We start from the raw sequence: 15,185 nt of genomic DNA on the forward strand, positions 1-15,185 counted from the left end.
GAAACTAAAGTGCTTACGATCTACAACACGCTCACCAAGAGCAAAGAAGTCTTCAAGCCTCTGGATGGCAACAATGTGCGCATGTACGTCTGCGGGATGACCGTGTACGACTACTGCCACATTGGCCATGGCCGCAGCATGGTCGCGTTCGACCTGGTGACCCGCTGGTTGCGGTTCAGCGGTTATAACCTGACCTATGTGCGTAACATCACCGACATCGAAGACAAGATCATCAATCGGGCGAAGGAGAACGGCGAGCCGTTCGACGCGCTGACCGAGCGCATGATCACCGCGATGCACGAGGACGAGGCGCGCCTCAACATCCTCAAGCCGGACATGGAACCGCGCGCCACCGATCACATCGCTGGCATGCAAACCATGATCCAGACCTTGATCGACAAGGGCTATGCCTACGCACCGGGCAATGGCGACGTGTACTACCGCGTCGCCAAGTTCATGGGCTACGGCAAGTTGTCGCGCAAGAAGATCGAAGACCTGCGCATCGGCGCACGGATCGAAGTCGACGAGTCGAAACAGGACCCGCTGGACTTCGTGCTGTGGAAAGCCGCCAAGCCGGGCGAGCCGAGCTGGGAATCGCCGTGGGGCGCCGGTCGTCCGGGCTGGCACATCGAGTGCTCGGTGATGTCGACCTGCTGCCTCGGCGAGACCTTCGACATTCATGGCGGCGGCAGCGACCTCGAGTTCCCGCACCACGAAAACGAAATCGCCCAGAGCGAAGCGGCCACCGGCAAGACCTACGCCAACACGTGGATGCATTGCGGCATGATTCGCATCAATGGCGAGAAGATGTCCAAGTCCTTGAACAACTTCTTCACCATTCGCGACGTGCTCGACAAGTACCACCCGGAAGTCGTGCGGTACCTGCTGGTGTCGAGCCACTACCGCAGCGCCATCAACTATTCGGAAGACAACCTCAAGGACGCCAAAGGCGCACTGGAGCGTTTCTACCATGCGTTGAAAGGCCTGCCGAGCGTGGCGCCGGCTGGCGGCGAAGCCTTCGTCGAGCGCTTCACTCAGGTGATGAACGATGACTTCGGCACGCCGGAAGCCTGCGCGGTGCTGTTCGAGATGGTGCGCGAGATCAACCGTCTGCGCGAGAGCGATCTCAATGCGGCGGCCGGTCTGGCGGCGCGCTTGAAGGAACTGGCAAGCGTCCTGGGTGTGTTGCAGCTTGAGGCCGATGACTTCCTGCAGGCCGGTGCCGAAGGGCGGGTCGATGCGGCGCAAGTCGATGCACTGATTCAGGCTCGTCTGACGGCCCGTGCCAATAAAGACTGGGCCGAATCCGACCGCATCCGCGACCAGCTCACCGCCATGGGCGTGGTGCTGGAAGACGGCAAGGGCGGGACGACCTGGCGATTGGCTGACTGATTGCTGCGTTCGTTACGCCTTTCACAAAAACGAAAACCCGCCTTGTGCGGGTTTTTGTTTGTTTGAAGATCAAAAGATCGCAGCCTTCGGCAGCTCCTGCACCGGACGGCGTCCAACCGCGTCATTGGGCGAACGAAATCCTGTAGGAGCTGCCGAAGGCTGCGATCTTTTGATCTTCGCTTTTAACCTTCCAGCTGGCGCAATCGCTTGTAAAGGGTGTTGCGACTAACCCCGAGCCTGCGGGCTAAATGGGAAATATTGCCTCCCGCCGCCTGCAACTGCCGATTCAATGCCTCGGCATCATTCAAATCAATCGCTACCGGCTCCGGCGAATCCACCGGTTCCATCTCCAGATCGACAAAAAAATCATCCGGCAAATGCTCGGGCCGCACCGGTTGCTCCTCGGCCATGGCCAGCGCTACCTGCATCACACTGCTCACCTGACGTAAATTCCCCGGCCATGGATGACGACTGAACAGCTCCATCACTTCGGGACTCAACCCAGCCCACTGCGATGGTTCACGATGCTGTTCCCACAAGCGCTTGAACAGCGCCTGCTTGTCGCTGCGCTCCCTGAGTGGCGGCAGCTCCAGGGTCAAACCACCGATGCGGTAATAAAGATCTTCACGAAACCGCCCCAACTGAACCTGCTCGCGCAATGAGCGATTGGTCGCTGAAATGATCCGGATGTCTACCGGGAACAGCTCGCTGCTACCCACCGGTTGCACGCAACGTTCCTGCAAAACGCGTAACAACCGAGCCTGGGTCGGCAACGGCATGTCGCCGATTTCATCGAGGAACAGCGTGCCTTTGTCGGCCTTGCGGATCAGGCCGATGCTGCCTTTCTGGTTGGCGCCGGTGAACGCGCCTTTCTCGTAGCCGAACAGCTCGGATTCCACCAGTTCGGCGGGGATGGCTGCACAGTTGACGGCAATGAACGGCTGTTTGCTGCGCGAGCTGGCCTGGTGCAGGGCTTTGACGAACACTTCCTTGCCGACCCCGGTCTCGCCGTGGATCAGCAGGGGGATGTCTTTCTCCAGCAAGCGCTCGGCCTGACGCACGGCTTTTTCCACGCGACTGTCGCCGAAATGCAGGGTGTTGAGGCTGATCGCGTTCGATGCGGCGACTTTCGGCTCGGTACTTTTGGGCTCAGCAAACACCCTGGGCTGAATCGATGCCTGCTTCGGTCGCTTCAACAAACACTGAAAACGATTACGCCCGGATGTCTGCAAGGCGAACGGCAATCCATCGGGTTGATTGATCAATTCCAGCAGCGACACCTTGAACAGACTCTCGACACTCACCCGCGACAGGCTGATGCCCAGCAGATTGTCGGCCCGGCGATTGGCGGACAGCACCTGGCCGCTTTCATCGAAGATCAGCAACCCGGCCCATTGGCTGTCGAGGTTGTTCAGCCCGGTGTTGAAGGTCAGTTGGAAATGCTGGCCGTGGAACAGGTTGAGGATCAGCCGGTTCTCCACGGTCTGGCTCATCATCTTGACCATGCCCAGGGTATGAGACGGCGGCAGGTAGCTGTCGCTGGACACATCCAGCACCGCGATCACCTTGCGCTCGGCATCGAAAATCGGCGCGGCGGAACCGGTCATGAAACGGTTGGCCTTGAGAAAATGTTCATCGTGCTCAATGTGCACTGCCTGTTCGCAGGCCAGCGCGGTGCCGATCGCATTGGTACCGCTGCAATGTTCCATCCAGCTGGCGCCCGCGCTGAAACCGCGGGTCAGGCTCGGCTCGATGAAACGCTGGGTGCCCCAGGACGTCAGCACCTGGCCCTGATTGTCGGCGAGCATGATCAGGCAATTGGAGTTGCTGAGGATGTTCTCGTAATACGGCAGGACTTCCTGATGGGTGGTCTGCACCAATGAATGCTGGCTCTCCAGTAACCGGGCGATGCCAGCGGCCGGCAACTGATCGAACGCCGGCGCGCTCTGATGATTGAGCCCGAACGCGCGGCAGCGGGACCAGGAGTTCTGGATGATGGCGTCGTGGGAGAGCGGCGGGGCAGGTGCGGCCATGGCATTCAGCCTCTAAATAAAGCTTTTTATTGTTGTTATAGGTTTTGCATCACGTTCAAACGCCACGTACCCCGTAGGAGCCAGGCTTGCCGGCGAAGGCAATTTCGATGACGCCTTCGCCGGCAAGCCTGGCTCCTACGGGGGCAATGTGTGGCTGAAAACATCCGTAGAGTGTTGTTCACATTTGTTCATTGTCAATCGTTGAACTGTTCAATTGTTCAGTCGCGGTTGTTCATTTCTGTTCAGCAACGAACGCGGTTTCTATCTCATTTGAAGGAATTTCCAGCCAGATCAACCGCTTGGATTTTCTGGCACGAATGTCGCTGTAGTGCTCCGGTCGCTTGACTCCAATAATAAAAAGGCCGAGCCATGTCACTAATCCTGGAGCACGTCAGTCGCACCGTCGAGGGCCAGACCTGGATCGACGATGCGTGCCTTAACTTCGAACCCGGATCGTTCAACGTTTTGCTCGGTCGCACGCTGTCCGGCAAAACCAGCCTCATGCGCCTGATGGCAGGTCTGGACAAGCCCGACAGTGGCCGCATCCTGATGAACGGCGTCGACGTCACCCAGCGTCCGGTGCGGTTGCGCAATGTGTCGATGGTCTATCAGCAGTTCATCAATTACCCGACCATGACGGTGTTCGAGAACATCGCATCACCCCTGCGCCAGTCCGGTGTTTCCAATGAGCTGATCCAGAGCAAAGTGCTGGAAACCGCGAAGATGTTGCGCATCGAGAAATTCCTCCAGCGCCATCCTTTGGAACTCTCCGGCGGCCAGCAACAGCGCACGGCGATGGCCCGGGCGCTGGTCAAGGACGCCGAGCTGATTCTGTTCGACGAGCCGCTGGTCAACCTCGATTACAAGCTGCGTGAAGAGCTGCGTCAGGAAATGCGCGAGCTGTTCAAGGCCCGGCACACCATCGCGATTTATGCCACCACGGAACCCAACGAAGCCCTGGCGCTGGGTGGCACCACCACGATTCTTCACGAAGGTCGGGTGATTCAGAGCGGCAAGTCCTCCGAGGTTTATCACCAGCCGCAAACGGTGCTGGCGGCTGAGCTGTTCTCCGAGCCGCCGATCAACCTGATGCCGGGGCGCATCGCCGGCAACGAAGTCAGTTTCGCCAATTTTGTGCATTTCCCGTTGAACGTCGATCTACGCCCGGTGGGCGAGGGCGAGTTCCGTTTCGGCGTGCGCCCCAGCCACATTTCGCTGGTGCCGAGCAACGATGACGATCTGGAACTGGCGGTGACCGTCGAAGTGGCCGAGATCAGCGGCTCGGAAACCTTCCTGCACGTGCGCAACGAGTATTTCCTGCTGGTGCTGCATTTGCCGGGTGTTCATGAATACGACGTCGACGCGCCGATTCGCATCTATATCCCGACCCATAAACTGTTTGTGTTCGATATGCAGGGGCGGCTGGTTCAGGCGCCCGGTCGCCGCATTGCGAGGGTTGCCTGATGGCCGAAATCCGTTTGCAGAGCCTTGCCCACAGCTACACCCCTACGCCGACCGGCCCTGAGGATTACGCGATTCGCGAGATGGACCACGTCTGGGAGCAGGGCGGCGCTTATGCGCTGCTCGGACCCTCGGGGTGCGGCAAGTCGACCTTGCTCAACATCATTTCCGGGTTGCTCAGCCCGTCCCAGGGCCAAGTGCTGTTCGACAGCAAAGTGGTCAACGAACTGACCCCGGAAAAGCGCAACATCGCCCAGGTTTTCCAGTTTCCGGTGGTCTACGACACCATGACGGTGTTCGATAACCTGGCCTTCCCGTTGCGCAATCAGGGCATGGCGGAAGCGAAAATTTACAGCAAGGTGCATGAAATCGCCGAAGTCCTCGACCTTCAGGCGTTGCTGCACAAGAAGGCGCGCAACCTCACCGCCGATGAAAAACAGAAAGTCTCAATGGGCCGTGGGCTGGTGCGCGATGACGTGTCGGCGATCCTCTTCGATGAACCGCTGACGGTGATCGACCCGCATCTGAAATGGAAGCTGCGACGCAAGCTCAAGCAGATCCACGAGCAGTTCAACATCACCATGGTCTACGTCACCCACGACCAGCTCGAAGCTTCGACCTTCGCTGACAAGATCGCGGTGATGTATGGCGGGCAAATCGTGCAGTTCGGTACGCCACGGGAATTGTTCGAGCGGCCGAGCCACACCTTTGTCGGTTATTTCATTGGCAGCCCGGGGATGAACCTGATCGAGGTCCAGCCGCAAGCCGGCGGTGTCGGTTTCGCCGGGACCCACTTGCCGTTGTCCGACGCGATGCAGAAACGAATCGCCGACACCGAATGGAAAACCCTGAAGGTCGGCATCCGTCCGGAGTTCGTCCATGTGTGGGAAGAATCCTTTGATGACGCGATGCAGGCACAGGTCGTACACGTCGAAGACCTGGGCACCTACAAAATCATGACACTTAACCTTGATGGCGCGCCGCTGAAAGTACGTCTGGCCGAAGACAAACCGGTGCCCGAAGGCACGGCGTACATCAGCTTTCCGGCGCAATGGCTGATGGTCTATGCCGATGATTATTTGCTGGAAGCGAACGCCATGAACGAGGTGCAGCCATGAACAAGGTGCAGAACAACAAGGCCTGGTGGCTGGTGTTGCCCGTGTTTCTGCTGGTGGCGTTCAGCGCGGTGATCCCGATGATGACCGTGGTCAACTACTCGGTGCAGGACATCTTCGACCAGTCCAGCCGCTACTTCGTCGGCGCCGACTGGTACAAGCAGGTGCTGCTCGACCCACGGTTGCATGACTCGTTGCTGCGCCAGTTCATCTACTCCGGCTGCGTGTTGCTGATCGAAATCCCGCTGGGCATCGCCATCGCCCTGACCATGCCGACCAAGGGCCGCTGGTCTTCGGTGGTGTTGATCGTGCTGGCGATTCCGTTGCTGATTCCGTGGAACGTGGTCGGCACCATCTGGCAGATCTTCGGTCGCGCGGACATTGGTCTGCTCGGCGCCAGCCTCAAGGCCATGGGCCTGAACTACAACTATGCATCCAACACCATGGACGCCTGGGTCACGGTGTTGGTGATGGACGTCTGGCACTGGACGTCACTGGTGGCGTTGTTGTGTTTCTCCGGTCTGCGGGCGATTCCGGACGTGTATTACCAGGCCGCACGGATCGATCGGGCGTCGGCCTGGGCGGTTTTCCGACACATCCAGTTGCCCAAGCTCAAGAGCGTGTTGCTGATCGCAGTGATGCTGCGGTTCATGGACAGTTTCATGATCTACACCGAGCCGTTCGTGCTGACCGGTGGCGGTCCGGGCAATGCCACGACTTTCTTGAGTCAGACCTTGACCCAAATGGCCGTAGGGCAATTCGACCTTGGCCCGGCGGCGGCATTCTCGCTGGTGTACTTCCTGATCATCCTGTTGGTGTCGTGGCTGTTCTACACCGCCATGACTCACTCTGACGCCAATCGGTGAGGCCCGCCATGAGCAAGAGAAAGCTTATCCCGCTGCTGATCTACATCCTGTTCCTGCTGGTGCCGATCTACTGGCTGCTGAACATGTCCTTCAAGAGCAACACCGAAATCCTCGGCGGTCTGACGCTGTTTCCCCAGAGTTTTACCTTCGCCAACTACAAAGTGATCTTCACCGACCCGAGCTGGTACAGCGGTTACCTCAACTCGCTGTACTACGTGAGCCTGAACACGGTGATTTCCCTGAGCGTGGCATTGCCGGCCGCGTATGCGTTCTCGCGCTATCGGTTCCTCGGTGACAAGCACCTGTTCTTCTGGCTCCTGACCAATCGCATGGCGCCGCCGGCGGTGTTTTTGCTGCCGTTCTTCCAGCTGTACTCCTCGATCGGTTTGTTCGACACCCACATCGCGGTGGCGTTGGCTCATTGCCTGTTCAACGTGCCGCTGGCGGTGTGGATTCTTGAAGGCTTCATGTCCGGTGTCCCCAAGGAAATCGACGAAACCGCCTACATCGATGGCTACAGTTTTCCCAAGTTCTTCGTGAAGATCTTCGTCCCATTGATCGGCTCCGGGATCGGCGTGACGGCGTTTTTCTGCTTCATGTTTTCCTGGGTCGAGCTGTTGCTGGCGCGAACGCTGACCTCGGTCAACGCCAAACCCATTGCGGCGGTGATGACCCGCACGGTCTCGGCATCCGGCATCGACTGGGGCGTGCTGGCGGCGGCGGGGGTGTTGACCATCCTGCCGGGCATGCTGGTGATCTGGTTTGTTCGCAACCACGTGGCCAAGGGCTTTGCCCTGGGCCGGGTCTGAGGAGCTGATGATGGAATGGATGAGTTGGACCACCCCCACAGCGGCGTTCTTCGGTGTCATTGGCCTGATTCTGGTGGGCATGACGACCTGGGAACTGCGTTCGCCGAGCATTCTTCGGCGTGGTTTTTTGCCGATTGCCACCACCCGTGGCGATCGGTTGTTTATCGGTCTTCTCGGCAGCGCCTACCTGCATTTGCTGGTAATCGGCGTCACCGACTGGAGCATCTGGGTGGCGTTCGCGTTGTCCCTGGTGTGGCTGTTGGCTGTGATGCGTTGGGGCTAGTCGAATCGCTCGGCAAAGTTGCTCCGAAACCCTAAAAGGAGGTCTCTATGTTCGACAAAAACAATAAGCTGCGACATAGCGTTTCATTGGCAGCCATGCTGGCACTCAGCGGGTTGAGCGCTGCGGCCTGGGCCGATGCCTATGAAGACGCCGCCAAAAAATGGATTGGCAGTGAATTCAAACCGTCCACCCTGACGGCCGATCAGCAGCTCGCGGAATTGAAATGGTTCATCAAGGCGGCCGAGCCGTTTCGCGGGATGGACATCAAGGTCGTCTCGGAAACCCTGACCACCCATGAATACGAGTCCAAGGTGCTGGCCAAGGCCTTTACCGAGATCACCGGGATCAAGGTCACCCACGACCTGTTGCAAGAAGGCGACGTGGTGGAAAAACTGCAGACCGTGATGCAATCGGACAAGAGCATCTATGACGGCTGGGTCAACGACTCGGACCTGATCGGTACGCACTTTCGCTACGGCAAGACCGAATCGATCACCGACCTGATGGCCAACGAAGGCAAGGACTACACCTCGCCGACCCTGGACATCAAAGACTTCATCGGCATTTCCTTCACCACCGCGCCGGACGGCAAGATCTATCAACTGCCCGACCAGCAGTTCGCCAACCTCTACTGGTTCCGCGCTGACTGGTTTGAACGGCCGGAGCTGAAAGCCAAGTTCAAGGAAAAGTACGGCTACGAATTAGGCGTGCCGGTGAACTGGTCGGCTTATGAAGACATTGCCAAATTCTTCAGCGAAGACGTCAAGGAAATCGACGGCAAACGGATCTACGGGCACATGGACTACGGCAAGAAAGACCCGTCCCTGGGCTGGCGCTTCACCGATGCGTGGTTCTCCATGGCCGGTGGCGGCGACAAGGGCCTGCCCAACGGTTTGCCGGTGGACGAGTGGGGCATTCGCGTCGAGGATTGCCACCCGGTCGGTTCCAGCGTCACTCGCGGTGGCGACACCAACGGTCCGGCGGCGGTGTATGCGACGCAGAAATACGTCGACTGGATGAAGGCCTACGCGCCTCCGGCAGCGGCGGGCATGACCTTCTCCGAATCGGGCCCGGTGCCGTCTCAGGGCAGCATCGCCCAGCAGATCTTCTGGTACACCGCGTTTACCGCCGACATGACCAAGCCGGGCCTGCCGGTAATGAACTCCGATGGCACGCCGAAATGGCGCATGGCCCCATCGCCTCGCGGGCCGTACTGGGAGGAGGGCATGAAGCTCGGTTATCAGGACGTGGGTTCCTGGACCTTCATGAAGTCCACGCCTGAGAAACAAAAACTCGCCGCCTGGCTGTACGCGCAGTTCGTGACGTCGAAAACCGTGTCGCTGAAGAAAACCATCGTCGGCCTGACGCCGATCCGCGAGTCGGATATCAACTCGCAGGCAATGACCGATCTGGCACCGAAACTCGGTGGTCTGGTGGAGTTCTACCGCAGCCCGGCCCGCGTGCAATGGACCCCGACCGGGACCAACGTGCCGGACTATCCGCGCTTGGCGCAACTGTGGTGGAGCCACATCGCCGAAGCCGCCAGCGGCGAGAAAACCCCGCAACAAGCACTCGATGGCCTGGCCAAGGACCAGGACGCAATCATGACGCGGCTTGAACGCTCCAAGGCCCAAGCCACTTGCGCGCCGAAGATGAACCCGGAACGCGACGCGCAATATTGGTTCGACCAGCCAGGCGCACCGAAGCCGAAACTGGCCAACGAGAAGCCGAAAGGCGAGACCGTGAGCTACAACGAACTGCTCAAGTCGTGGGCGGATGCGCGTAAGTAAAAGCTCAACCGTGGAAGGCGAACGGCACCGTGAGGTGCCGTTTTCTTTGGTGTTTTTGCCGCCAATCGCGAGCAGGCTCGCTCCCACACTGGTCGGTTGTGTCCGCCGCAAAACCTGTGGGAGCGAGCCTGCTCGCGATGGCGGACTGACATTCAAAACAATGTCGACTGACCCGACGCCTTCGCGGACAAGCCACGCTCCCACAAGGGGCTCGGTTGTTCGCAAGATATGTGAACACCAGTGAAACCTGTGGGAGCGTGGCTTGCCCGCGAAGAGGCCGGCCCTGACAGTGCAGATCTGAAGCCTGACACCTCAGCGCGCCACCCCTTCAACCGCGGGAAACCCCAACCTGAACACCGTCATCGTACCCGGCAAGCTCTTCACCTCAGCCACCCCCTGATGCAGGCTCATGATCGAGCGCACGATGGCCAGGCCCAGTCCGGTGCTGCCTTGCGAGCGGGACCGGCTGCTGTCGACCCGGTAAAAGCGGTCGAACAGGTGCGGCAGATGCTGCGCTTCAATCCCCACGCCGGGGTTGCTGACCAGCAGCGAGACCTGTGTCGCCCCTTGTTCAATCAGCAGTGAAACCGTTTGCCCGGCCGGGCAGTGACGCAGGGCGTTGGACAGCAGGTTGGAGATCGCCCGTTGAATCATCAAGCGGTCGCCCAGCACCCGAGCGCTACCGACCACGATCAGGTTGATCTGCTTATCCTGAGCCGACAGGGAAAACAGATCGGCGACTTTCAGCGCTTCATCCTCCAGTGCAATCGACTCGAACGGCGTAAGCGCCGACGGGTGACTGACCTGGGCCAGAAACAGCATGTCCGAGACAATTCGTGCGACGCGCTCCAGCTCTTCAGTGCAGGACACCAACACGTTTTTGTATTCCTCAGCCGTGCGCTCCCGGGACAGTATCACCTGCGCCTTGCCCATCAAGTTGTTGATCGGCGTGCGCAGTTCGTGGGCCAGATCGTCGGAGAACTGCGACAACTGCTGCACGCCGCTGTCGAGGCGGTGCAGCATGAAGTTGATGCCTTGTGCCAGTTCACTGAGTTCCTGAGGCATGTTCACCACCGACAGCCGATGGTCGAGGTCTTGCGTCGAAACCATCGCCGCCACCTTGCGAAACTCGCGCATCGGCGCCAGACCGCGCTGCACCGCCGCCCAGGCACTGAGACCGATGAAGATCAGCAGCAACGGTAAAGCAATCAATGTCGAGCGCAGATAAGCATTGAGCAGCGCCTGATCGTGGGCATTGTCCATCGATAGCAGCACCGGGACGCTGGTGCCGTCCTTGATGCGGATCAGTCGGGAGGCGGTGAGGAATTTTGCGCCCTTTGCGTCGGTGCTGGCGGAGTAGGCCAACTGATCGGTCACCGACCGGACCGCTTTGATTTGTTGGCGCGGATCGGCCATGCCGGAGCCGGATTTGAGCAGCGGCGTGCGCCAGTTGGTCCGGTCGTAAATGGTCAGGGTGAGGTTGTCGTGCCCCATGACTTGATCGAGCAAGATATGCGGTTTCGCGCTGATTTCGCCGGTATCGGTGTACAGCGACAGGCTGTGTTCAACCTGCTCCATTTTCCTTTCCAGACTGTCTCTGGATAACGCGTTCAGCTCATGGGTCAGGGCGAAATACGCGAGGATCGCCAAGAACACCACCAGCAGTGCCCCGAGAATACTGACCGTCAGACCTAGCCGCAGCGACAGGCTGGCAGGCTTCATTCCCGGGCCTCCAGCACATAGCCGACACCGCGCAGGGTATGGATCAATTTGTTGTCGAACGGGTCGTCGATTTTCGCCCGCAGACGGCGGATCGAGACTTCGACCACGTTGGTGTCGCAATCGAAGTTCATGTCCCACACCAACGAGATGATCTGGGTGCGGGTCAGCACTTCGCCGGACTGGCGCATCAGCAGGTGCAGCAGGGCGAACTCCTTGGTGGTGAGGTCGATGCGTTGTTCGCCACGGAACGCGCGATGGCGTCCGGGATCGAGTTCCAGATCGGCGACTTTGAGCACCTGCGGCACCGGAATGTTCTCGCTGCGGCGCATCAGGGTGCGCACCCGCGCCAGCAATTCCGGAAACTCGAATGGCTTGACCAGATAATCGTCGGCACCCAGGTCGAGGCCACGGATCTTGTCTGCCAAACGACCCCGTGCGGTCAGCATCATCACCCGGGTGGAGTGGGTGCGACGCAGTTGTTCCAGCACGCCCCAGCCGTCCAGTTCCGGCAGATTGACGTCCAGTATCACCAGGTCATACACCTGCTGTCGGGCCAAGTGCAGTCCATCGGCACCGGTGGCCGCGTGGTCAACGATATAACCACTTTCCGTCAATCCCTGATGCAAGTATTCGGCAGTTTTAAACTCGTCCTCGACGACAAGAATTCGCATGATCAGTCACCCTGTTTATTCAATGGGTATTTAATTAAGGTGGCCGGGAAAGTTGTTGTTTTTGTAGGGGCTTCCGGACGTGTTTCAGTAACAACTAGTTGTCTTGTTTCCTGTTTTCCTACAGAGAGATCTCCAGCTGAAGGCGTGCAGGATAAAGTCTGTAGTGGCTACAGGGTCAACTGAAGACCTTGGTTTTGAGCCTTTAAGCTTGCTCTCTGCGACGGCATGTCGCACCGGATGAAACGGAAAGTTCATCTGCCTCATGGGAATTGAATTCAGACAAGTGCTGTTCGACGGATAACCATAGGGCATTTGTTTCTATATATTGCTATATCGGATTTTGCACTTTGCATGCTAGAGCAAAACAACTTGTCGTGGCCGTGGATAACGAATTTGTAATGTTCCAGTCACCTTGTCGATAAGTTCAAAACCCTACCGTGGCGGCATCGAATTTTCTTGATTTAAAAAGGAAGTATTCAATTGCCCGGTTTAAGAGAACTGACGGCGCGATCACGCCTGAAAAAAACAGGAGCGGTGGTCACGGCCAGCTGCCTTTTGTTGCTGGCCGGCCCCGGTTTGGCGGCGGTTTCGTCCGGCTCGACGCTGACGCTGGATCAGGCCCTGCAAACGGCGTTTGCTGGCAACCCTGACTTGGCAGCCGCCCAGTGGGAAATCGGCATTGCCCAAGGGGATCGACAGCAAGCCGGTTTGATCCCCAACCCCGAACTGTCGTGGGAGGCCGAAGACACCCGGCGCGATTCGCGAACCACAACGGTGCTGATCAGTCAGCCGATTGAGCTGGGTGGCAAACGCGGCGCACGTATCGACGTCGCGAGCCGCGCTCAGGATGCGGCCGGGATCGAACTGGAGCGCAAGCGCAACGCTCTGCGTGCTGATGTGATTCAAGCGTTCTCCAGCGCACAGACTGCGCAGCAGCGGTTGCAGTTGTCGCGTCAGTCGCTGCAACTGGCCGAGCACGGTTTGCGGGTGGCGCAGGGGCGTATCGAGGCGGGCAAATCGTCGCCGGTCGAAGGCACGCGGGCGCAGGTGCAATTGTCGCAAGTGCGCCTGGAACTGAGCCGCGCCGAGCGCGACCAGGCCAATGCCTACCAGCAACTGGCGCAGGTCATGGGCGCCCCGTTGCCGATGTCGGTCAATGTGCAGACGGCCGCGCAAGGCATGTCCACTGTGCCGCCAGCGACCCGGTTGCTTGAGCGTCTGAATGAGACCGCCGAGTTGCGACTGGCCAAATTGCAGATCGATCAGCGCGAAGCCTCATTGGGTCTGGAGAAGGCCCAGCGGATTCCCGATCTGACCGTGAGTGTCGGCAGCCAGTACAGCGAACTGGAGCGCGAGCGGGTGAACGTGGTCGGGTTGTCGATGCCGATTCCGCTGTTCAACCGCAATCAGGGCAACGTGCTGGCGGCAGCGCGGCGCGCCGATCAGGCGCGGGATCTGCGCAACGCCACCGAGCTGCGCTTGCGCACGGACATCCAGACCACCCTTGAGCAATGGCAGACCGCCAACGGCGAAGTCAACGCGTTCAACCAGACCATTCTGCCCGCCGCGCAGAGTGCGGTCGACACTGCCACGCGCGGTTTCGAAATGGGCAAGTTCGGCTTCCTCGACGTGCTCGACGCCCAGCGCACCCTGATCAGCGCCCGCACGCAGTACATCCAGGCCGTTGCTGAAGCAACGGACGCGCGGGTGCGCATCGAACGCATTTTTGGCGATCTCGGTGCGTTTGCGGTCAGCCCCTGAATTTCATCTTTTAGATCACTGCGCGATGGCCTGACGCAGAGGAGTTTCCATGGATAAAAAACTGATCGTTGTCGCGGTGGCGACGTTGGCGCTGGGCATGGGTATCGGTTCGACATGGACGGGCAACTCACCCATTGACGTCCACGCCGATGAAGCGGCGGAGCATGCCGATCATGCCGAAGAGGGCGCCGCAGCCGATGGTGAGCACGCCGAAGGTGAGGGCGAAGAGGGACACCTGACACTGAGCGTCGAGCAAATCGCCTCGGCAGGTATTCAACTGGCCGAAGCGCGGTCGCAAAGCATCAGCCTTGGTTTGCCGTTCCCCGGCGAAGTGCGTTTTGACGAAGACCGCACCGCCCACGTCGTGCCGCGAGTGCCAGGGGTGGTCGAGTCGGTATCGGTCAATCTCGGGCAGACGGTGAAGAAGGGCCAATTGCTGGCGGTGATTGCCAGTCAGCAGGTTTCTGATCAGCGCAGCGAGCAGGCTGCGGCGCTACGACGTCTGGCATTGGCGCGCACCACCTATGAGCGCGAGAAGCAGTTATGGCAGGACAAGATTTCCGCCGAACAGGATTTCCTCCAGGCCCGACAGGCGTTGGAAGAAGCCGAAATCGCCCTGAACAATGCCCGACAAAAAATCAGCGTACTCAGCGGCAGCATGGTCGCCAGCGGCGGCAATCGTTATGAGCTGCGCGCACCGTTCGACGGCGTAGTGGTGGAAAAACACCTGACGCCGGGGGAAGTGGTCGACGAAGCCACGAGTGCTTTCACGCTCTCGGATCTGTCCCGGGTCTGGGTGACTTTCGGCGTTTCGCCCAAGGATCTGACCAAGGTGCAGGTGGGTAAACCGGTCACCGTCAGCGCCCCGGAATTGAATGCCGAAGTCGCCGGCACCGTGGCCTACGTCGGCAGTTTGCTCGGTGAACAGACGCGCACCGCCACCGTTCGCGTCACCCTGGACAACCCGCAAGGCTCGTGGCGCCCCGGACTGTTCGTCACCGCGCTGGTGGCGACTGACAGCCGTCAGGCCAAAGTCGCCGTACCCGAAGCCGCCATCCAGACCGTCGAGCACAAACCCACGGTGTTCGTGCGCACCGACGACGGCTTCAAGGCGCAAGCGGTGGAGCTGGGCAGTCGCGCAGCCGGTCAGGTGGAAGTCACGCAGGGCCTGGAACCCGGCGCACAAGTCGCCGCGGCCGGCAGCTTCGTTCTCAAATCGGAACTGGGTAAAGCCTCGGCTGAACACTCTCATTAAAGACGCTCACTGAAGACTCCCACTGAT

At 59.4% G+C, this 15,185-nt stretch carries 12 protein-coding genes; 9 read left to right on the plus strand and 3 right to left on the minus strand.

The window, feature by feature from the left end; genetic code table 11:
* Positions 1 to 9 precede the first annotated feature (9 nt).
* The gene (gene cysS, locus KGB14_RS25710) at positions 10 to 1,392 is read left to right on the plus strand and encodes a cysteine--tRNA ligase (protein WP_223489879.1); all 1,383 of its coding nucleotides are present in this window, start codon (positions 10 to 12) and stop codon (positions 1,390 to 1,392) included.
* Positions 1,393 to 1,574: 182 nt separating this feature from the next.
* On the opposite strand, the gene KGB14_RS25715 is transcribed toward cysS, so the two are convergent.
* Positions 1,575 to 3,425 (minus strand): sigma-54-dependent Fis family transcriptional regulator, encoded by a 1,851-nt coding sequence (locus tag KGB14_RS25715; RefSeq protein WP_223489882.1) that lies wholly within the window; start codon positions 3,423 to 3,425, stop codon positions 1,575 to 1,577.
* A 369-nt stretch (positions 3,426 to 3,794) separates the two neighbouring features.
* Between KGB14_RS25715 and KGB14_RS25720 the strand changes: the two genes are divergently transcribed.
* From KGB14_RS25720 to KGB14_RS25745, 6 genes are read left to right on the plus strand one after another with little or no spacing between them, the layout of a single operon-like run.
* Entirely contained in the window at positions 3,795 to 4,889 is a 1,095-nt protein-coding gene (locus KGB14_RS25720) for an ABC transporter ATP-binding protein (protein WP_123358321.1), read from the plus strand.
* Positions 4,889 to 6,004 (plus strand): ABC transporter ATP-binding protein, encoded by a 1,116-nt coding sequence (locus tag KGB14_RS25725; RefSeq protein ID WP_223489884.1) that lies wholly within the window; start codon positions 4,889 to 4,891, stop codon positions 6,002 to 6,004. Before KGB14_RS25720 ends, KGB14_RS25725 begins: the two co-directional genes overlap by 1 nt.
* Positions 6,001 to 6,867 carry a carbohydrate ABC transporter permease gene (locus tag KGB14_RS25730; RefSeq protein ID WP_063343097.1) on the plus strand — a complete coding sequence of 289 codons (867 nt, stop codon included), beginning with the start codon at positions 6,001 to 6,003 and terminating at the stop codon, positions 6,865 to 6,867. Before KGB14_RS25725 ends, KGB14_RS25730 begins: the two co-directional genes overlap by 4 nt.
* A gap of 8 nt (positions 6,868 to 6,875) precedes the next feature.
* Positions 6,876 to 7,676 (plus strand): carbohydrate ABC transporter permease, encoded by an 801-nt coding sequence (locus KGB14_RS25735; RefSeq protein ID WP_223489886.1) that lies wholly within the window; start codon positions 6,876 to 6,878, stop codon positions 7,674 to 7,676.
* Between the two features lie 10 nt (positions 7,677 to 7,686).
* The gene (locus KGB14_RS25740) at positions 7,687 to 7,959 is read left to right on the plus strand and encodes a DUF2160 domain-containing protein (RefSeq protein WP_223489888.1); all 273 of its coding nucleotides are present in this window, start codon (positions 7,687 to 7,689) and stop codon (positions 7,957 to 7,959) included.
* 47 nt (positions 7,960 to 8,006) lie between these two features.
* The gene (locus tag KGB14_RS25745) at positions 8,007 to 9,749 is read left to right on the plus strand and encodes an extracellular solute-binding protein (RefSeq protein WP_223489890.1); all 1,743 of its coding nucleotides are present in this window, start codon (positions 8,007 to 8,009) and stop codon (positions 9,747 to 9,749) included.
* A 312-nt stretch (positions 9,750 to 10,061) separates the two neighbouring features.
* Here KGB14_RS25745 and KGB14_RS25750 read toward each other — a convergent pair whose 3' ends face one another.
* Both KGB14_RS25750 and KGB14_RS25755 read right to left on the minus strand, forming a co-directional pair.
* On the minus strand, positions 10,062 to 11,471 hold the full coding sequence (locus tag KGB14_RS25750; protein WP_223489893.1) for a heavy metal sensor histidine kinase: 1,410 nt from the start codon (positions 11,469 to 11,471) through the stop codon (positions 10,062 to 10,064).
* Complete coding sequence (locus KGB14_RS25755) at positions 11,468 to 12,142, minus strand: heavy metal response regulator transcription factor (RefSeq protein WP_223489895.1); 675 nt, start codon at positions 12,140 to 12,142, stop codon at positions 11,468 to 11,470. The genes KGB14_RS25750 and KGB14_RS25755 overlap by 4 nt, the downstream gene beginning before the upstream one ends.
* Before the next feature lie 480 nt (positions 12,143 to 12,622).
* On the opposite strand from KGB14_RS25755, the gene KGB14_RS25760 reads away from it, so the two are divergent.
* Both KGB14_RS25760 and KGB14_RS25765 read left to right on the plus strand, forming a co-directional pair.
* Positions 12,623 to 13,903, plus strand: coding sequence for a TolC family protein (locus KGB14_RS25760; RefSeq protein ID WP_223489897.1), 1,281 nt, complete (start codon positions 12,623 to 12,625; stop codon positions 13,901 to 13,903).
* A gap of 49 nt (positions 13,904 to 13,952) precedes the next feature.
* On the plus strand, positions 13,953 to 15,158 hold the full coding sequence (locus KGB14_RS25765) for an efflux RND transporter periplasmic adaptor subunit (RefSeq protein ID WP_223489898.1): 1,206 nt from the start codon (positions 13,953 to 13,955) through the stop codon (positions 15,156 to 15,158).
* Positions 15,159 to 15,185 lie beyond the last annotated feature (27 nt).

The sequence above is a fragment of the Pseudomonas sp. A-RE-19 genome (assembly GCF_019956555.1).
GTDB lineage: Bacteria > Pseudomonadota > Gammaproteobacteria > Pseudomonadales > Pseudomonadaceae > Aquipseudomonas.

Excerpts from the sequence above, each read along its gene's own strand:
- KGB14_RS25750 (WP_223489893.1), bottom strand. The coding sequence starts at position 11,471 with ATGAAGCCTGCCAGCCTGTCGCTGCGGCTAGGTCTGACGGTCAGTATT.
- KGB14_RS25715 (WP_223489882.1), bottom strand. The coding sequence starts at position 3,425 with ATGGCCGCACCTGCCCCGCCGCTCTCCCACGACGCCATCATCCAGAAC.
- KGB14_RS25740 (WP_223489888.1), top strand. The coding sequence starts at position 7,687 with ATGGAATGGATGAGTTGGACCACCCCCACAGCGGCGTTCTTCGGTGTC.
- KGB14_RS25735 (WP_223489886.1), top strand. The coding sequence starts at position 6,876 with ATGAGCAAGAGAAAGCTTATCCCGCTGCTGATCTACATCCTGTTCCTG.
- KGB14_RS25730 (WP_063343097.1), top strand. The coding sequence starts at position 6,001 with ATGAACAAGGTGCAGAACAACAAGGCCTGGTGGCTGGTGTTGCCCGTG.
- KGB14_RS25725 (WP_223489884.1), top strand. The coding sequence starts at position 4,889 with ATGGCCGAAATCCGTTTGCAGAGCCTTGCCCACAGCTACACCCCTACG.
- KGB14_RS25745 (WP_223489890.1), top strand. The coding sequence starts at position 8,007 with ATGTTCGACAAAAACAATAAGCTGCGACATAGCGTTTCATTGGCAGCC.
- KGB14_RS25765 (WP_223489898.1), top strand. The coding sequence starts at position 13,953 with ATGGATAAAAAACTGATCGTTGTCGCGGTGGCGACGTTGGCGCTGGGC.
- KGB14_RS25720 (WP_123358321.1), top strand. The coding sequence starts at position 3,795 with ATGTCACTAATCCTGGAGCACGTCAGTCGCACCGTCGAGGGCCAGACC.
- KGB14_RS25755 (WP_223489895.1), bottom strand. The coding sequence starts at position 12,142 with ATGCGAATTCTTGTCGTCGAGGACGAGTTTAAAACTGCCGAATACTTG.